The sequence below is a fragment of the Aquicoccus porphyridii genome (genome assembly GCF_008369105.1).
GTDB classification, from domain to species: domain Bacteria; phylum Pseudomonadota; class Alphaproteobacteria; order Rhodobacterales; family Rhodobacteraceae; genus Aquicoccus; species Aquicoccus porphyridii.
The window spans coordinates 1-13,616 of the sequence record NZ_VINQ01000015.1 but is presented as its reverse complement, the minus strand read 5'-3'; the positions used below and the strand labels follow the sequence as shown (position 1 = coordinate 13,616).

The window sequence follows — 13,616 nt, the reverse complement described above, 5'->3', positions numbered from 1 at the left end:
CGGCGGCCCTTCTTACTCGGCAGCCTGGGCAGCGGGGGCCAACACGGACCGGATGGCCTTTGTGTCGATGTCGTCGTGCTCCGCGATCACCACCAGACGACTGGCGCGCGGTTCGTCTGCTTGCCATGGGCGGTCATACTGATGGCGCACCCGCGCGCCAACGGCCTGCACCAAAAGGCGCATCGGTTTGCCGACGACGGAGGCATAGCCTTTCACGCGCAGGATATTGTGTTCTTTAGCAAGGGTTTCGATCGCTTTCACCAACTCGACCGGGTCGGAGATTTCAGGGATGTTCACGACGATGGATTCGAAATCGTCATGCTCGTGGTCATCGTGATCATCGTGATGCGAGGGGCGTGCGTCCATGTCATCTTCAGCGGCTGCCTCCAATCCTAGGATCACGCGTGGGTCCACCACGCCCTCGGATACTTCCACAACGGGTAGCGGGCGGGGAGCCTCGGCGGCGATGATCTCGCGTGCCTTGGCCACACCGTCGGAGCCTGCCAGGTCCGGCTTGGTGAGCAGAATGATATCGGCGCAGGAAATCTGATCCTCGAAAACCTCGGAAAGCGGGGTGTCGTGGTCGATGCTGTCATCGGCCAGACGTTGGGCGTCCACCGCCGCAACATTGGGAGCAAAGCGGCCTGCGGCCACGGCCTCTGCATCGGCCAGCGCGATCACGCCGTCAACCGTGATCCTGGAACGTATGTCCGGCCAATCGAACGCCTTCAGGAGCGGCTTGGGTAAAGCCAGACCAGAGGTCTCGATCAGGATGTGATCGGGCCGTGGATCAAGGGCCATAAGCGCTTCGATCGTCGGGATGAAATCATCTGCGACAGTGCAACAGATGCAGCCATTGGCCAGTTCCATGATGTTCTCTGCCGGGCAATCGGGGATGGCGCAACCCTTCAGGATCTCCCCGTCCACGCCCACATCTCCGAATTCGTTGACCACCACGGCTAGGCGCCTGCCGCCGGGGTTCTGCATCAGATGCGAGATCAGCGTGGTTTTGCCCGAGCCAAGGAATCCGGTGATTACGGTGACGGGCAGTTTTGCGAGATTGGTCATGTCAGGCCTCCTCAGGCAGAGCGACAGGTGGGATGCGGGCGATACAGTTGCGCTTGAAATGTTCCGGGCGCTGGCGCCATGGAATAACCCCATCGGCGCTGCTGTGGTATTGCGCTGCGCCGGTAAGGATCATCTCTGGATGGGACGCCTCGTCGACATGCCCGAAAACATACGTCCATTTCGCATCGCCACCCCGCAACGCGACGGTGCACCCGTGATCGCAGTTCTGCAGGCATTCGACGGCGGTGATGCGCACGCCTTCGGGACGGTCCAACCCGGTGAGGTCATCATAAAGCGCCTGCCCCGGCCGACGCGCATCAGAGGGAATTTCTTGCCCCCGTCTGCATTTGACACAGACGAGCAGTTCGGTTTGCGGTTGGCTCTTGGCCGTCGTTTCCATTTCCTCGGTCCCATGGTCATGGGACGCGGGTCAGATGGCGGAACAGACCCTATGTTGACAGGTCCAATCCCGTCACCGGAACACCCCGTCCGGTTTCGCGCGGTTCGTGCTGGCAGGTCTCCCGGCTTGCGGATTTCGGGCTTTTGCCCTGCGGTGGCTCATCCTTCCCGGCATTTGCCAGTGGCTCTGAGCAACCTTCTCCGGTCACGGTCGCGGGGGCGGCTGTACTTGACCGGGCATATCCCGGCTGCACATTCCCTTTTCACCTGTTTACACAGGCACCAACACTGCGCCAGATGGTCCGAATCCCAATCGCTTGTCAAGAACGAGGATGCCGAAATGAACAATGACGAAAACGTCCGCCATGCTGAGAAGATGCGCAAGATCAAAGCCGCGCGCAACAAGATGATGGAAACCAAGACCGAAGAAAAGGGCCTGATCATGGTGCATACCGGATCGGGCAAGGGCAAATCCTCGTCCGGTTTTGGCATGATCATGCGCTGTATCGCCCATGGCATGCCTGCCGCTGTCGTACAGTTCATCAAGGGCAACTGGGACACCGGCGAAAAGACCTTCCTGCGCGAACGGTTTGCTGACGAGTGCCGTTTTTTCGTCTCGGGCGAAGGCTTTACCTGGGAAACGCAGGATCGCGAGCGCGACATCGCCGCGGCGCAAAACGGGTGGCGCATTGCCAGGGAACAAATCCTCGATCCGCAGATTCAGTTCGTTCTGCTGGACGAAATCAATATCGCGCTGCGCTACGATTACCTCGACATCGACGAAGTGGTTGATTTCCTGCTGAACGAAAAACCCGCCATGACCCATGTCTGCCTGACCGGGCGCAACGCCAAGCCCGAGTTGGTCGAGGCCGCTGATCTCGTGACAGAGATGACGCTGGTCAAGCACCCATTCCGTGACGGCGTCAAAGCGCAGGCTGGCGTGGAGTTCTGATCTATGTCGCGCGCGCTGATGATCCAGGGCACCGGAAGCAATGTTGGCAAGTCCATGCTTGTCGCGGGGTTGTGCCGTGCAGTGCGCAGGCGTGGTTTATCCGTTGCGCCCTTCAAGCCGCAGAACATGTCTAACAACGCCGCTGTGGCGCAGGAAGGCCGCGAAATCGGGCGGGCCCAAGCGCTGCAGGCGCGGGCCTGTGGGCTGGCGCCGCACACTGATATGAACCCGGTGCTGCTCAAGCCCGAGACGGACACCGGCGCTCAGGTCATCGTTCAAGGCAAGCGGCTGACATCGACCCGCGCGCGCGACTATGCCCGGCTCAAGCTGCAGCTTATGGATGCGGTTCTGGAGAGTTTTACCCGTTTGAAAGCCGCTCATGATCTGGTGATCGTTGAAGGTGCAGGCAGCCCGGCGGAGATCAATCTTCGCCAAGATGACATCGCCAACATGGGCTTTGCCGAAGCCGCGGATGTGCCGGTGGTGCTCTGCGGCGACATCGAGCGGGGCGGCGTCATTGCCCAGATCGTGGGCACACAGGCAGTGCTATCAGCGGCCGACCGCGCGCGGATCAGCGGATTTGTTATCAACAAGTTTCGAGGCGATCCGAGCCTGTTTGATGACGGTTATGCGATGATCGAAGCGCAGACTGGCTGGCGAGGCTATGGCGTCGTGCCCTGGTTTCCTGATGCGTGGCACCTACCCGCCGAGGACGCGCTGGATTTCGTAGTGCCCGCTAGGGCCGAGGGTTTCCACATCGTCTGTCTGCGCCTTTCGCGTATCGCGAATTTCGACGATCTCGACCCACTCATGCAGGAACCGGGCTGCCGTGTGACGATGTTGGGGCCGGGCGAGGTAATTCCAGCGGATGCCGATCTGGTGGTCCTTCCCGGGTCGAAATCCACCTGCGGTGATCTGGATTTTCTGCGTGCGCAGGGCTGGGACGTCGATCTACTGGCGCACCATAGGCGCGGTGGACGCGTGTTGGGGATTTGCGGGGGGTACCAGATGCTTGGTCATTGCGTTGACGATCCTGAAGGCATTGAAGGGCCACCGCGCCGAACGCCGGGTCTGGGCCTGCTGAACGTCACCACAGTGATGGGTGGGGACAAGCACCTCACTCGCATAGAGGCTGTCCATGCGGCGACTAGACAGACGGTTTCGGGGTACGAGATTCATATTGGCCAGACAGATGGTCCAGACCGTTCGCGCCCCTTCGCGTATGTCGACGGGCGACCGGAAGGCGCTGTTTCGGTCGATGGGCGTGTCGCGGGCAGTTACCTGCACGGGCTGTTTTCCGAAGACAGGTTCCGCCGCGCATGGCTGTCGGGGTTGGGTGTAGCCGCGTCGGGCTTGTCCTATGATGCGTCGGTGGAGGCGACGCTCGACGCGCTTGCTGATCACCTCGAAGCGCATCTAGATGTGAATGGCCTTCTGAAACTGGCAGAGTGATCACTACCTGACCCTGCGACAGTCTCGAAACTTGGCGGGCGCGTGACGCGTGACCTGGCAAGGTTTCGACATAAGGTTTTGCCATGTTGCGCTCTTATCCCAAAACGGGAGTGGGCAAATCTTGGGGGTCTTCAGCTATAATGGTGGTTTCATTGTTAGGGAAACGACCATGGATGTACTTGTAATCGTCGAGACGACCTTTGAAAAACGGAACCACAGAAGCGCATCACCTCAACCGCTTGTCCCGTCTGTTTCGACAGGCCCAACCCGAGGAAATCGGTCTCCTGCTAGGCTCAGGACCCATTGATTTCAGACACGCTGCGTGATTCACGGCTCCGAAAACGGAGCGGTGTCATGTCTGATCTTTTCTGGTTGAGCGATGCGCAGATGGCGCGTTTGGAGCCCTATTCCCCGATGTCCCACGGCAAGCCAAAGGTCGATGACCGCAAGGTGCTGAGCGGGATTATCTTCATCAACCTCAATGGCTTACGTTGGTGAGATGCGCCTGCGGAATACGGCCCGCACAAGACGCTCTACGACCGCTGGAAGCGATGGAGCGATAAGGGCATCTTCGCGCAGATAATGGCAGGCCTTGCCGCGGAGCACGGTGAAGAGAAGACGGTGATGATCGACGCAACTTGTCTGAAAGCACAGCGAACAGCGACCCGCCTGGCCGCGAAAAAGGGGGGCGTGGACGCCTGATCGGGCGGACCAAAGGTGGCATGAACACCAAGTTACACGCAATCTGCGACAGCCAGGGCCGGCCCCTGAACCTGTTCATGACTGCTGGTCAGGTCAGCGATTACAGCGGCGCGCGGGTTCTGCTGCGCAGTTTGCTCGACGAGGACTGGCTGCTCGGGGACCGTGGCTATGACGCCGACTGGTTCCAAGACGCATTGAGAGACAAGGGGATACGCGCCTGCACCCCGGGCCGGAAACAGCGCAAGGCAACTGTCAAATACGACAAACGCCGCTACAACCGGCGCAACCGCATCGAGATCATGTTCGGCAGACTCAAGGATTGGCGACGAGTAGCGACACGCTATGATCGCTGTCCCAAGGTCTTCCTGTCCGCTATTGCTCTCGCGGCCATCGTCATCTACTGGCTTTGAAACTCAATGAGTCCTGACCCTAGCGGGGGAGCGTGCGGTCTGTTGAACCAGACCAATGCGATGGCTCTTATTGAGGCCTTCGATCTTGCCAACTACGATATCAAGATGGCGTCTTTGATACTCCGATCAGCACCGGATATGAGTGCCGTCCAGAATACTGATCAATGGAGGCGACGGCGCATTTTTCGTCAGCCTTGATCTCGGTTTGTTCGTCGTCAGCTATCATTTGCGCAACCTTACCTAGGCGATTACGTACCGTGGTGTTGAACTGCTGTGCACAAGGCAGAAGCGTTTCTAAAATCTGCACCGCCTCCTAAAGGGAATGGCCCGACTCACGCTCGGCCTCAGGACGCTGCTAGCCCGGCGTCGACCTATCCGGAATGAGCTTCGTGAACGGCGAAACCGGTCCCTGAGAAACGGTATCGGATTTTGCACCACAGGCACACCGACAATAGCGAGGCACATTGGTGCGAAACCGACTGCAAAGGGTGTCGAGGGTATGGGTTCGATAGTCGTGGACAGGGCGCGTCGCGGTGCAATCGGCACAGGTCCGGTTCGCATCAGATACCTCCTTGATCCGATTCAGCAAATACAAAACCCAAGGAATTGTCAGCCCCGGCGAAGGGATTGCGCCATGCAGTGAATGCCGCCGCCGGTCTTGGAGATTTCCGCCGTGTCGATGGCGGCCACCTCGAAGCCGCGTGCGCGCAGCGCTTCGACCAGGGTTTTCGACCGTTCCGGTGCGATCACCCGGCCGTTGCCGAGGCTCATCACGTTACAGCCAAGGTTCATGGTGTCGCGGAAGGGTACATCAATGATTTCATGCCCTTTGCCCTTCAGCCAATCGACGATCCAGGGGTCGGTGCAGTCGGTACAGACTGCAGTAAGCTTTTCGGCGATGGGGACAACCATCAGGTCGATGTGAACGTAGTATTCGTCTATGAAGGCCAGCTTCACCTCCCAGCCTTCGTCCTCGAACCAGCCCGCGACCTGACGTGCACCTGCCTCATTGGTGCGCGCTCCACCACAGCCGATCAGCACGCAGCCTTCCTCGATCACGTTGAAATCGCCGCCTTCGAAAGTGCCGGCGGTCACCATATCGTAGATCGGGATGCCGAGCCTTTCATAGGTACGGATGGCGGCGTAGTTTTCGCCCCGGCGCCACCACTGAGACATGGCCGTGATGATCGCGCCGTAGGGCGTCATCACCGAGGAATCACGTGCATAGACTTGCATCGGCAGTTCCGGCTCGGGCCGGTGCATGTGCACCGTGACGCCGAAATGTTCATAAGCCGAAACCATCTCTGCGTGCTGGCCCTGCGCCACCTGGATGTCGCAGGGATCTTCGCGTAGGTGCTTCCTCGACAGACTCGATGTCGCCAAGTGCTTGAGATGCGCGGGCGAGCCGAGTAGCACGTCGCTCAGCGGGTCGGTTTCGTTCGGCAGGCGCCAGTTCTGCATGGGCGCAGTGCCACCGCCCGTGATACGGGCCTGTATGGTGAAGTCGTTCGCGGTCTTGTCAAGCATGATCTTTTTTCTCCTCAGGTCACGCGCCGGGCATGGTCGATGGTATCCACCAGTTGCGCCCGCGCGGGGTTTCGATGTATTCCGGCCAGCGGAAATGAATTGGCGGCTCGTAATCGCAAAGCGGAGCCACCCAGCGATCGCCACCTACACCGCCGCCCGTGCGTTCTTCGAATTCGGCCCAGGCCGCGTCACGGGCGGCCTTGTCTTCCAGCAGGCGCAACGCCGACAGCGACAGAACCCTTGCGGCACTGCGCACCATCGGGTCGATTGTGGCCGGAATGCCGCCCAAGGCGTTCATCACCCAGTTGGGATAGGGCGCCCCGGCGGGGTTGAGCGCGGGGCGCGCAATGTAGAACCGGGCCAAGGGCGTGTGCCAACTCATGTCGGTATAATCGTCTGACGTGCTGTTGGCTTGGCGTGGAGGCAAATCGCGGCGCAGGATGGCTTCGGCTTCATGCGGATGGGTCAGGCGGCTCATTTCGTCGATGAAAGGGGCGGGCATGGGGTCGAGCCCGAGGTTCGACTGGATTTCTTGCGCGACCTGTACCGCCTCGTCGTCCCATTGCGGCGGTCCCGCCACCTGCATCGCGTTCCACACGATCATTGCCATCGCGTGATTGGCCAAGCCGGGGCGCGACTTGCAGACCCAGTGCCGCTCCCAGCGGCACCCGGTCATGGCGGCCACCGCTTCGGCGTTGCGGTCAAGCGCCGCCGTCACCTGTTCGGCCATCTCCACGTCGGGAGTACGCAGCATATACTGCAGTTCCGCAAGGCCCGCCGGTTGATTGTCCGCCGTCGCCTGACCTGCGGTCAGAACCGCCTCGGAGATCGACCAGCCGCCCTGATGAGGTAACATCGAATCGCGCAGCGCCTTCGACATCTGGAACATGGCGATCAGCGCCTCGGAGGCACCTGGCGCGCGGATCGCGGAGTGCGATTGTGGGATCGGGGCACCGTCGCCCATTCCCCAGGATTCGGGCGCGTCGCAGATGAAGCGATAGACCATCGAATGGGCGGCACCGCAATGAGTGTCCCATCGCACGGTATTGCACAGCGGCAGCATGTAAAACGGGTGGAATGACAGCATCGCCGCCAGACCGTCATAATAGCCTTTGGCAGCATGGATCGGCTTCGAGCCGCGCACCTTTTCGGCCGGTTCGCCGGTGAAGCGCAGACCTCCCTTTATGCCTTGTGCCTCCATCGCCGCCTTGGTGGCCAGAAGCCCCCCAAGCGCCCCGATGCCAAGTCCGGAATGGGGGTCCGTGTGCCCCCCGGCCTGAAATCCCAGCCCCTCGCGCGGGGCCCGCTGCGTGGCCGCTGCTTGGCAATTACCAGGAATGGCATCGTATTCGGCATACATGCCGATCACCGGGCCATCGCCATTCGACCATTCGGCACAGAAGGCGGTGGGCATGCCACCCGATCCTTCCTCGACCGTGAAGCCTTCTGCCCGCAGGCGGTTCACATACCATTCCGCCGAGCGATACTCGCGCCACGCCGTTTCGCCGAAATCAAATATCGTGGCACACCAGTCCGACAGCTCGGGCATGCGGGCGTCCACGGTGGCCAAGGCTTTGGTCTGTGCGTCGGACAAGGTCACGTGGGTCTCCTTCTTCGACGTCAGTTAGCCAGCGAAACGCGACGTGTCATAGTGAAACCTTTTTCCGCCATTGGCAAAATTCGCTCACCAAGCTGCTAGACCTCCTCCCGATCCCCTATAAGGTAAGGTCGCAGCAAAGGAGACTTACCCATGTCCCGCATTCCTTCGACTCAGGCCCTGCGCGCTCTCGAGTGTTTCGCGCGGCAGGGAACGGTGCGTGCGGCGGCGGAAGAGCTGAACCTGACGCGTAGCGCAGTTAGTCATCAGCTGCGCTTGCTGGAACGAGATCTGGGCTTTGTCCTGTTCAACCGTGTCGGCACCGGGATCGAGTTGACCGCGCAGGGGCGTCATTATGCGACGGATGTGCGTGCGGCGTTGTCAGCCATTTCAAGCTCGGCATCACGCAATGCCGGACGCGGGTTGTCGGGGCGGTTGACGGTCAGTTGCACCCCCGGCTTCGCCGCTTTCTGGCTTGCTCCGCGCATCAGTGCTTTCCGCGCCACCTGTCCGGATGTGGATATTCGCATCGTGACCCCCAGACGGCTGGAGGATGTGTCGAATCCGGAAGTCGATGTTTTTATAGCTTTTGGCAGCGGTGACATGGCAGGTGTCGAGGTTGAATTGTTGCGGGAGGTGGCCTTTGTACCACTGATGAGCCCCAGCCTTGCCAATCGGCTGGGCGGAATCCAATCGCCGGGCGACATCCTGCGCGCTGATTTGTTGCATCTGGGCAGTACCGAAGATTGGCAACGCTGGATGAGCGCAGCGGGCAGGCTCCCGAAGGAGGCAAACAGAGGGCCGGTGTTTGCCGACATGAACTTGGTCTATGCCGCCACGCTTGCGGGTCAGGGCGTGTCCATGGGCGACGAATTCATCTGCACCGCCGCGATGGAAAGCGGCCAGCTGATCCGGGTCACGGATATCGAGATCAAATCGCAGAACGCCTATTACTTAGCCATCCCGTCACAGAATAAAGATCTAGCTCCTGCTTCTGCCTTCCGCCGCTGGGTGCATGACGCGATCGTGGGGCGGGAGCGATAAGCTGTCCTTGACAAATTTTGTTTGCCGATTTCGGTAAAAGATTTCAATTGCACCTGCCCGGTAGCCGCCTCTACGCTTACTCTACAAAGAGGGAGGTCCGATGACGATCAATAGCCGTGCCGCCGAGATTGGCGTCGAAAACATCGGCAAGGACTTTGGCGGTTTCACTGCGCTTCACGATATCTCTCTGACCGTTGGGCGCGGCGAATTCCTGACGCTTCTTGGGCCTTCCGGCTCGGGTAAGACCACGTTTCTCATGTTGTTGGCAGGATTCGAGGATCCCAGTCGTGGGCGGATGACGCTCGACGGTGCCAACATGACTAATGTGCCTGCCGAAAAGCGCGGTTTTGGCATGGTCTTCCAGGGCTATGCGCTGTTTCCTCATATGACTGTCGAGCAGAACATCATATTTCCTCTCAAGGTGCAGAAATGGAGTGCATCGCGGATCAAGTCGCGGGTGGCCGAGATCATCGAGATGGTGGGTCTCGACGGACACCAGCGCAAGCGGCCCGATGCACTTTCGGGCGGCCAGCAACAGCGCGTGGCGCTGGCACGTGCCCTGGCCAGCGAACCGCCGGTGATGCTGCTGGACGAACCGTTTTCAGCGCTCGACAAGAACCTGCGAGGGCAGATGCAGGATGAAGTGCGGCGCCTGCACCGAGAGACTGGCACCACCTTTGTATTCGTCACCCATGATCAGTCCGAGGCGCTAGCCCTGTCGTCGCGTGTTGCGATTTTCGAGCAGGGCCGGCTACAGCAAATCGCTCCACCGCGCGAGGCGTACGAGCGGCCGGAAAACCGCTTCGTGGCCGAGTTTTTGGGCGATATCAACCTGTTGCCTCTCACCGACACGGTGCGCGACGGTGTCATGTTGCGCGGTCAGTTCGGTGGACGCGCCCTGCGTGCCATAGGTCGCGAGGACGGTCAGACTCTCGCTGTCCGGCCCGAATACATGACATTGACATTGACCCCGCCGGAAACCGGCAACGCGATCCGGGCAACAGTGTCCGATCTGACCTATCTGGGTGCGGAGACGCGCATTGATCTGCGAGGCCCCGACAACACAGCCCTCACGTTGAACCACACCACCGATCAGTTGCCGGAGGGTTTGGCCCCCGGCAGCGACATCTGGGCCACTTGGCCTGAACAGAAGGGGTTTCTTTTGTAGGGCCTCATCGACAAGGGAGACAAGGCAATGAATCACACTAAACATTTCGTGGAAGACCAGCTTGAAATACTGACCGAGAACGCGCGGAAAGGGAAAATTTCTCGCCGGACCTTCGCCCAACTCGGCGCCGCCCTGCTGGGCACCACGGTGCTTGCTCGCGGGACACCGGCGCTGGCCGATGACGGGCAGCTTGTCTTTGTAAGCTGGGGTGGCGATGCGGTCGACGCCTATGATGAAGCATACGGTCAACCTTTCGAGGCAGAGAACGGCATTCGGGTTCGCCAGGACGGCTCGGGCCCGACGGAAGGCGCGATCAAGGCGCAGTTCGAAAGTGGCAATCCCACCTGGGACATCGTAGACGCCGATGCGTTTTCGGCCGAAGCCTTGGGCAAGCAGGGCATGATCGAACCGATCGACTATGACGTGGTCGACAAGTCCAAGATGCGTGACGGCTTTGGCTGGGAATATTCGGCATCCAGCTACTTCTTTTCCTATATCATCGCCTATGACGCCACGAAGTTCGGGGACAACCCCCCGACGTCGATGGCCGATTTCTTCGATGTGGAAACCTTCCCGGGCAAGCGCGCCATGTACAAATGGGGCGCTGGCATGTGGGAGGCGCTGCTTATGGGCGACGGCGTGGCGCAAGAGGACCTGTATCCACTGGATATCGAACGCGCCCACAACAAACTGAAGGACTTCAAGATGCATGTGATCAGCTTCTGGGGTAATGGGGCGGAGAGCCAAACGCTGATGCTCGACGGCGAGGCCTCAATGGCGTTGATCTGGTCTACCCGCGCGCGGCTGTTGGAACAGGACACGGACGGTGAGGTGAATTTCATATGGCAGGACGGTATTCTGTCGCCCGGCGCGATGGCGGTGCTCAAGGGCAACCCCGGCGGCGCCGAGGCTGCTATGAAGTTCATTGCCTCTGCCCAGGAGCCCGAGCGGCAGAGAGTCATGTTCGACATGCTCTATCAGGGTCCGGCCAACCCCGAGACGGATGACCTGATCCCCGAGGATGAACGCCGCTATAACCCGGTGGCTGCCGGAAACTTTGAAAAGCAGGTACCGCTGGACGTCGCCTGGTACGAAGAGAACTACGGCGCGGCGCTCGATGCCTATCTGGGTATCGTCTCGTCGTAATACCCGCCGCTGCTTCGGCCCGTGGGCCGGAGCAATCTTACGCCGTTTCGAGGTTTACCAATGGCACGTCGTTTCCGCCCCATGATCCTTTTGGCGCCGCTGCTGGCGTTTCTGTCGCTAGCCTATGTGCTGCCCTTCGCCGGCGTCGTGGGGTGGAGCGTGACACTTCCCGAACCGGGACTGCAGAACTACAAGGCAGCGCTGGCTGACCCGCTGGTCCTCTCGGTTTTCTGGCGCACGCTGCGCATCTGCGTGATTGTCACGCTGATTTCGGTGGCAATGGCCTATTTCCTGGCATTGCTCTGGGTGCGCGGCTCGCCGCTGGTGCGCATGTTAACCGAATTATGCATCCTCATCCCCTTCTGGATTTCCGTATTGACCCGGGCCTTCGGCTGGCTGGCGCTGTTGTCAAATCGTGGCATCCTCAACAAATGGCTGGAAGCCGCCGGATTGTTGGACGATCCTCTGCGCCTTGTGCGCAACGAATTCGGGGTCACGGTCGGCATGATCCACTTCATGGTTCCCTTCGCGGTGTTTCCGCTCGCCTCGGCCATGCGCATGGTCGACGAACGTGTGCTGATGGCAGCGCGCGGCATGGGCGCGGGCCGCGCACGCGTGTTCTTGCAGGTCTTCGTGCCGATGACGGCGGCAGGCATTCTGGGTGCGATACTGCTTGTGTTTGTGTTTGCCATAGGCTTTTTCATCACGCCTGCGATCCTTGGTGGTGGTCGAAGCGTCATGGTGGCCGAGCTGATCTACCTGCGCATATTCCAGAGCCCGGACTGGGGGCTGGCCGCCGCGATCAGCGTCATACTGATGCTTGCCGTTTCGGCGCTTCTGTCCCTTCTGTTGAAACAGATCCGGCCCGGGGCTGAGAAATGATCAGTTCGCGCCCCCGCCGTCTGACCGTTATCCTGACCGTACTGATCGCGATCTTCATGCTGATGCCGCTGCTGGCGGTGGTGCCGGTGTCGTTTACGCCCAAGAGGTTTCTTTCGGTTCCTACGGGCGAACTGTCCCTGCGTCATTATCGCACGCTGATCGAAGATCGCGAATGGATCGAAGGCATCTGGCTGTCGCTGCGTATCGGAGTGCTGAGCGCCGCTTTCTCTACCGCGCTGGCCACGTTTTTCAGTCTTGGGATATGGATGTTCCGGCCCCGCTTCGCCGGGGTACTTATGGGGCTGGCGCTGTTGCCAATGGTGGCGCCGCCGGTTGTATCGGCGCTGACGCTGTATTTCTTTCTGATCACCCTGTCGAATTTCAACGGCATCGTGGCCTATGACACGATGTTCGGCGTGGCGCTGGCCCATTCCGTGATGATCGTGCCATTCGCCGTGGTGCTGGTGAGTGTCTCGCTCGCCCAGGTTGACCGGCGCATGGATCTGGCCGCGCGGGCTATGGGCGCAGGGCTGGGAACGCGGATATTCAAGGTGATCCTGCCCAACATTAAGTTCGGCGTGATCGCGGCGTTTCTGCTGACCTTCGTGCTGTCGTGGGAGGAGATCGCCGTCACGATCTTCATCACCTCCGTCGATGCCGTCACCCTGCCGCGGCTCATGTGGCAGGGGCTGCGCGATAACATCGACCCGGCCATAGCCGCCATTTCCGTGGTGTTGATCCTGATCGTCATCGTCGTCGTTGTGGGTAAAACGGTGGTACAGAAGCTTATGAAGAAACGCAGAGCTGCCCCACACGGCTAGACCTGCCCGCCCAGTCGCCACCGCGAAGAAGGGGGCCTCTCGCCCTTGCCCCCTCAGGGTTGCGTGGCTGCTTTTTCGGCTGCGGGCGTGGTGGCGCGGGACAGGTCCGCGCCCGATCCGCGCCGCTCCCAGCGGCCGAACAGCAGGGTGATGACTCCCGCCACCAGCAAATAGGCCACGGCGAGTAGCAAGAGCGGCTCGTAGACGATGAAGGTATCCGCCCGCACGCGCGAGGATACGGCATAGATCTCCACCACGGTAATCGTAGCAACCAGTGGCGTGGCCTTGAGTTGCAATATGTGAGAACGGCAGTGCAAAAGTGAGCCACGGAAGTGGCGTGATAATCCCGCTGCGGGCAGCGTAAAATGTTGCCACTTTGGCCCTTTCTGTTTGCAGGGAGGGCGGGAGATTTTAGTCGTGGATTTATATTTGAAAGTCCGCCTCGCGC

The 13,616-nt window shown here is 60.2% G+C and carries 12 protein-coding genes, 2 pseudogenes and 1 riboswitch; of the genes and pseudogenes, 8 read left to right on the top strand and 6 right to left on the bottom strand.

Annotated features, from left to right (window positions below):
• Positions 1-12: 12 nt before the first annotated feature.
• Positions 13-1,068 (bottom strand): cobalamin biosynthesis protein CobW, encoded by a 1,056-nt coding sequence (cobW, locus tag FLO80_RS16400; protein WP_111367785.1) that lies wholly within the window; start codon positions 1,066-1,068, stop codon positions 13-15.
• Position 1,069: 1 nt separating this feature from the next.
• Positions 1,070-1,468: a DUF1636 family protein gene (locus FLO80_RS16395; RefSeq protein ID WP_111367787.1), complete on the bottom strand. Its 399-nt coding sequence runs from the start codon at positions 1,466-1,468 to the stop codon at positions 1,070-1,072.
• Between the two features lie 94 nt (positions 1,469-1,562).
• A riboswitch (cobalamin riboswitch) is annotated at positions 1,563-1,769 on the bottom strand.
• A 38-nt stretch (positions 1,770-1,807) separates the two neighbouring features.
• Here FLO80_RS16395 and cobO point away from each other — a divergent pair.
• The 3 genes and pseudogenes from cobO (at position 1,808) to FLO80_RS16380 (ending at position 4,983) form a co-directional block, all read left to right on the top strand.
• The gene (gene cobO / locus FLO80_RS16390; RefSeq protein ID WP_111367842.1) at positions 1,808-2,419 is read left to right on the top strand and encodes a cob(I)yrinic acid a,c-diamide adenosyltransferase; all 612 of its coding nucleotides are present in this window, start codon (positions 1,808-1,810) and stop codon (positions 2,417-2,419) included.
• 3 nt (positions 2,420-2,422) lie between these two features.
• Positions 2,423-3,871: a cobyric acid synthase gene (locus tag FLO80_RS16385; RefSeq protein ID WP_111367789.1), complete on the top strand. Its 1,449-nt coding sequence runs from the start codon at positions 2,423-2,425 to the stop codon at positions 3,869-3,871.
• A gap of 354 nt (positions 3,872-4,225) precedes the next feature.
• Positions 4,226-4,983: pseudogene (locus FLO80_RS16380) on the top strand (IS5 family transposase).
• Positions 4,984-5,083: 100 nt separating this feature from the next.
• On the opposite strand, the gene FLO80_RS23035 reads toward FLO80_RS16380, so the two are convergent.
• The 3 genes from FLO80_RS23035 to FLO80_RS16365 form a co-directional block, all read right to left on the bottom strand.
• The gene (locus FLO80_RS23035) at positions 5,084-5,290 is read right to left on the bottom strand and encodes a hypothetical protein (protein WP_149187083.1); all 207 of its coding nucleotides are present in this window, start codon (positions 5,288-5,290) and stop codon (positions 5,084-5,086) included.
• A 302-nt stretch (positions 5,291-5,592) separates the two neighbouring features.
• The gene (locus FLO80_RS16370; protein WP_111367792.1) at positions 5,593-6,510 is read right to left on the bottom strand and encodes a dimethylarginine dimethylaminohydrolase family protein; all 918 of its coding nucleotides are present in this window, start codon (positions 6,508-6,510) and stop codon (positions 5,593-5,595) included.
• A gap of 19 nt (positions 6,511-6,529) precedes the next feature.
• Entirely contained in the window at positions 6,530-8,110 is a 1,581-nt protein-coding gene (locus FLO80_RS16365; RefSeq protein WP_246156710.1) for a zinc-binding metallopeptidase family protein, read from the bottom strand.
• A 150-nt stretch (positions 8,111-8,260) separates the two neighbouring features.
• Here FLO80_RS16365 and FLO80_RS16360 point away from each other — a divergent pair, with 150 nt between their 5' ends.
• The 5 genes from FLO80_RS16360 to FLO80_RS16340 all read left to right on the top strand — a co-directional run bounded on the left by FLO80_RS16360 (position 8,261) and on the right by FLO80_RS16340 (position 13,168).
• Positions 8,261-9,151, top strand: coding sequence for a LysR substrate-binding domain-containing protein (locus FLO80_RS16360; protein ID WP_111367794.1), 891 nt, complete (start codon positions 8,261-8,263; stop codon positions 9,149-9,151).
• A gap of 100 nt (positions 9,152-9,251) precedes the next feature.
• The gene (locus FLO80_RS16355) at positions 9,252-10,319 is read left to right on the top strand and encodes an ABC transporter ATP-binding protein (RefSeq protein WP_111367796.1); all 1,068 of its coding nucleotides are present in this window, start codon (positions 9,252-9,254) and stop codon (positions 10,317-10,319) included.
• A 27-nt stretch (positions 10,320-10,346) separates the two neighbouring features.
• Positions 10,347-11,465: an ABC transporter substrate-binding protein gene (locus FLO80_RS16350; RefSeq protein ID WP_111367798.1), complete on the top strand. Its 1,119-nt coding sequence runs from the start codon at positions 10,347-10,349 to the stop codon at positions 11,463-11,465.
• 81 nt (positions 11,466-11,546) lie between these two features.
• Entirely contained in the window at positions 11,547-12,347 is an 801-nt protein-coding gene (locus FLO80_RS16345; RefSeq protein ID WP_246156709.1) for an ABC transporter permease, read from the top strand.
• The gene (locus FLO80_RS16340) at positions 12,344-13,168 is read left to right on the top strand and encodes an ABC transporter permease (protein WP_111367802.1); all 825 of its coding nucleotides are present in this window, start codon (positions 12,344-12,346) and stop codon (positions 13,166-13,168) included. The genes FLO80_RS16345 and FLO80_RS16340 overlap by 4 nt, the downstream gene beginning before the upstream one ends.
• A 53-nt stretch (positions 13,169-13,221) precedes the next feature.
• On the opposite strand, the pseudogene FLO80_RS23245 reads toward FLO80_RS16340, so the two are convergent.
• Positions 13,222-13,616 (bottom strand): annotated as a pseudogene (locus FLO80_RS23245) (hypothetical protein); the annotation flags it as partial.

Excerpts from the sequence above, each read along its gene's own strand:
- FLO80_RS16370 (WP_111367792.1), bottom strand. The coding sequence starts at position 6,510 with ATGCTTGACAAGACCGCGAACGACTTCACCATACAGGCCCGTATCACG.
- FLO80_RS16350 (WP_111367798.1), top strand. The coding sequence starts at position 10,347 with ATGAATCACACTAAACATTTCGTGGAAGACCAGCTTGAAATACTGACC.
- FLO80_RS16385 (WP_111367789.1), top strand. The coding sequence starts at position 2,423 with ATGTCGCGCGCGCTGATGATCCAGGGCACCGGAAGCAATGTTGGCAAG.
- FLO80_RS16395 (WP_111367787.1), bottom strand. The coding sequence starts at position 1,468 with ATGGAAACGACGGCCAAGAGCCAACCGCAAACCGAACTGCTCGTCTGT.
- FLO80_RS16360 (WP_111367794.1), top strand. The coding sequence starts at position 8,261 with ATGTCCCGCATTCCTTCGACTCAGGCCCTGCGCGCTCTCGAGTGTTTC.
- cobO (WP_111367842.1), top strand. The coding sequence starts at position 1,808 with ATGAACAATGACGAAAACGTCCGCCATGCTGAGAAGATGCGCAAGATC.
- cobW (WP_111367785.1), bottom strand. The coding sequence starts at position 1,068 with ATGACCAATCTCGCAAAACTGCCCGTCACCGTAATCACCGGATTCCTT.
- FLO80_RS16345 (WP_246156709.1), top strand. The coding sequence starts at position 11,547 with ATGATCCTTTTGGCGCCGCTGCTGGCGTTTCTGTCGCTAGCCTATGTG.
- FLO80_RS16340 (WP_111367802.1), top strand. The coding sequence starts at position 12,344 with ATGATCAGTTCGCGCCCCCGCCGTCTGACCGTTATCCTGACCGTACTG.
- FLO80_RS16355 (WP_111367796.1), top strand. The coding sequence starts at position 9,252 with ATGACGATCAATAGCCGTGCCGCCGAGATTGGCGTCGAAAACATCGGC.